This is a genomic window from Rhodopseudomonas sp. BR0C11 (assembly GCF_010820945.1).
GTDB lineage: Bacteria > Pseudomonadota > Alphaproteobacteria > Rhizobiales > Xanthobacteraceae > Rhodopseudomonas > Rhodopseudomonas palustris_H.
Genome location: NZ_QTKI01000504.1, coordinates 1 through 3,089 on the forward strand (window position 1 = coordinate 1; position 3,089 = coordinate 3,089).

The window sequence follows — 3,089 nt, forward strand, 5'->3', positions numbered from 1 at the left end:
GCCTTCAGCCGCACCACGTGCTTGCCGCGGAGTGCGTAGCTGATCGCGAGGCGGCTGACTTCGTCCTGGCGCGGCGAGGGATGGCCGGCGCGCTTGCCGACCGCGACCATCTCGGCGTTGGGATCGAGATAGGCCATGAAGTCTTCGCCGGCGAGGTCGTCGTATAGCACGACGTCTGCGGCCTGCAGGCGCTTGATCGCCCGCAGCGTCAGCAGGTCGGCATCGCCCGGGCCGGCGCCGACCAGCGTGATGCGGCCGGGTGCAGCGGCGCTTTCTAAAGAGTTGGACATCAGGCGATCGCCTCCTCGGCGACATCGATCAGATGGAAGAAGGTGCCGGTGACGTGGCCGCGGCGGCTGCCGGTCTCAGCAGTGAGTTGGCCGGCGGGATCGCGGATCTCGGCGAGCGGCTCGTCCGCCACGGTGACGACGCGGGCGTAGTGATATTCATGACCGCGCAGAATGGTGCCCGCGGCATGGCCGGCGGCTGCGGCCTGCAAGGTCGCGAGGCGATAGCCGAGATGCAGCTTGCGGCTGGCGAAGTCGGTTTCGAGGCCGAGCAGTCCGGCCATCGCATGGCACGTGCCGTCGGCATCGATCAGGCCGGCCCCCAGCGTCATGTAGCCGCCGCACTCGCCATGCACCGGGCGCGTTTCTGCAAACGCAACGAGCGCCGCTTTGAACCGTGTCGCGGCTGCAAGACGCCCGGCGTGTAGCTCGGGATAGCCTCCCGGCAGCCACGCGGCGTCGCAGGACGGGTCTGGGCCTTCGTCGTTCAGCGGCGAGAACGGCACGATCTCGGCTCCGGCGGCGCGCCAGCCGGCGGTGAGGTGTGGATAGATGAAGGAGAACGCGTCGTCGTGCGCCAGCGCGATGCGCTGACCCGGCGGCGTCAGCGGCCGGTTAGTCGATGCGATCGGACGCGCCGGTTGTGCGGCGCGGATCACCGCATCGAGATCGATGCCGCGCACGGCGCTGTCAGCGAGTTGCTGCAGGCGGTTGTCGAGCCTCGCGGTCTCGCGCGCCTGCACCAGGCCGAGATGGCGGTTCTTCAGTGTGAGATCGCGCTGCCGCTCGAAGCTGCCCAGCACTGGAATGTCGTGCGCGGCGAAACCGTCGCGGACCAGCGCCTCATGGCGCGGGCTGGCGACGTTGTTGAGAATGACTCCGGCGATGTGGAGGTCGCTGCGATAGCGGGCGAAGCCAAGCGCCAGCGCGGCGGCGGACTGCGCCTGGCCGGCGACGTCGATCACCAACACGACCGGCCAGCCGGTGAACGCGGCGATATCGGCGGTGGCGCCGTTACCCCACGCGCCGACCGCGCTGCCTCCGTCGAACAGCCCCATCACGCCTTCGGCGAGGCAGAGATCGGCGCCCGCTGCAGCATCGAGCAGGGACGTGATGCGGTCTTGGCTAAACGACCAGGAGTCCAGATTGTAGCAAGGCCGGCCGGCGGCGATCTCGTGAAACGCCGGGTCGATGTAATCGGGCCCGCATTTGTAAGGCTGCACGGTGAGGCCGCGGCGGCGTAGTGCCGCGTGCAACGCCAGCGTCACCGTGGTCTTGCCGCTATTGGTCGACGGCGCCGCGATGATCAACCCCGGCGGACGGCCGTTCGTCGCCTTTGTTACGACGTGATCAGTTACGGTCACGGCCGTCCTCCGCCGAGCGGCGATAGCGGCGGTCGTAGTCGGGCGCGTACAGCGAGCTCTCGCGGAAATCGGTGGCGGCGAGCGACGGCCCGACTAGGATCAACGCGGTGCGGTCGATGCCTTCGGCTGCGACCTGCGCGGCGATCGAGCCGAGCGTGCCGCGGATCACCTGCTGCTCCGGCCAGCTCGCGCGCACCACTACGGCGACCGCGCCGTCGTCGCCGTAATGCGGACGCAGCCGTTCGACGACATCGGGAAGGACGTGGATCGACAGATGGATCGCCAGCGTCGCGCCGGTGGCGGCGAAGGCTTCCAGCGTCTCGCGCGGCGGCATTGCGGAGGCACGGCCAGAGGTGCGCGTCAGCACCACGGTCTGCGCGACTTCGGGCAAGGTGAGTTCACGGCCGAGCACCGCAGCGGCCGCTGCGAACGACGGTACGCCGGGTGTGACGGTGTAGGGGATGCCGTGCTGCTCCAGGCGGCGGATCTGTTCGCCCATCGCGCTCCACACTGACAGGTCGCCGGAATGCAGCCGGGCGACGTCGTGGCCCGCTTCGGCAGCGGCAACGAACTCCGCCGTGATGGCGTCGAGATCGAGCGGTGCGGTGTCCACCACGCGTGCGTCCTTCGGGCACAGCGCCACGATCTCGCGCGGGACTAACGACCCGGCGTAGAGGCACACCGGGCAGCGCATCACTAGGTCACGGCCGCGCACGGTGATCAGATCGGGGGCGCCGGGGCCGGCGCCGATGAAGTGAACAGTCATGGCAACGGCTCCTCGATCGCCACCGCGGCCGTCGCGAGGCGATCCTGCGAGATCAAACGGGATACGATTAGCCGCGCCGTCGGTCCGGCGGCGGCGAGCGCCGCGGCCTCGCAGACGCTGCCGACACCGCGGTGATGCGCGACCACGGCAGACGACGTCTTGATACGTGCGGCGGCTTGTTCGAGCGCAGCCGTCTCGACCGGCAAGACGGGGAGAGCCGCTGCTGTCGAGGCCTCGCGCAAGCTGCTGTGATCGGCTTTGTCCGCTGCAGTCGCCAGCGCGGATGGTTGGTGCGGGGCGGCGGCGCGGCGCGCGGTCTCGATCACGTCGATGATCGACGACGCGGGCGTGGCGGCGCGAAAGCCGATGCCGATGACGACCGCGGTCATTTGCGGACGCTCCATTGCACCACCGGCATTGCCGCGCGCCATCCAGTAAGGCCGCCGACCGGCGAGGCGCGCTCGACGCCGAGCCGCAGCAGCTCGCCGCCGTGACGACGATACCAGTCGATCAGCAGCGCCTCGGTCTCCAACGTCACCGCATTGACCACCAGCCGGCCGCCGGGGGGCAGCGCCTGCCACACCGCATTCATCACGCCCGGGCGGCTGGCGCCGCCGCCGATGAACACCGCGTCGGGCGTGGGGAGGCCTGCGAGCGCCTCGGGGGCTGCGC

The 3,089-nt window shown here is 69.9% G+C and carries 4 protein-coding genes and 1 pseudogene; all 5 read right to left on the reverse strand.

Features of this window, described 5'->3' with window-relative positions; translation table 11 throughout:
• A partial coding sequence (locus DYI24_RS24165) for an SAM-dependent methyltransferase (RefSeq protein ID WP_246701362.1) occupies positions 1-290 on the reverse strand: 290 nt, incomplete at its 3' end.
• A complete protein-coding gene (locus tag DYI24_RS24170) occupies positions 290-1,651 on the reverse strand; it encodes a cobyrinic acid a,c-diamide synthase CobB (RefSeq protein WP_164574128.1) in 1,362 nt (453 codons plus the stop codon). The genes DYI24_RS24165 and DYI24_RS24170, both read right to left, overlap by 1 nt.
• Positions 1,638-2,417 carry a precorrin-4 C(11)-methyltransferase gene (gene cobM, locus DYI24_RS24175; RefSeq protein ID WP_164574129.1) on the reverse strand — a complete coding sequence of 260 codons (780 nt, stop codon included), beginning with the start codon at positions 2,415-2,417 and terminating at the stop codon, positions 1,638-1,640. The genes DYI24_RS24170 and cobM overlap by 14 nt, the downstream gene beginning before the upstream one ends.
• The gene (locus DYI24_RS24180) at positions 2,414-2,806 is read right to left on the reverse strand and encodes a cobalamin biosynthesis protein (RefSeq protein ID WP_164574130.1); all 393 of its coding nucleotides are present in this window, start codon (positions 2,804-2,806) and stop codon (positions 2,414-2,416) included. The genes cobM and DYI24_RS24180 overlap by 4 nt, the downstream gene beginning before the upstream one ends.
• A pseudogene (locus tag DYI24_RS24185) lies at positions 2,803-3,089 on the reverse strand (cobalamin biosynthesis bifunctional protein CbiET); the annotation flags it as partial. The gene DYI24_RS24180 and the pseudogene DYI24_RS24185, both read right to left, overlap by 4 nt.

Bases quoted from the DNA above. Each gene is read 5' to 3' on its own strand.
- cobM (WP_164574129.1), bottom strand. From the start codon at position 2,417: ATGACTGTTCACTTCATCGGCGCCGGCCCCGGCGCCCCCGATCTGATC.
- DYI24_RS24180 (WP_164574130.1), bottom strand. From the start codon at position 2,806: ATGACCGCGGTCGTCATCGGCATCGGCTTTCGCGCCGCCACGCCCGCG.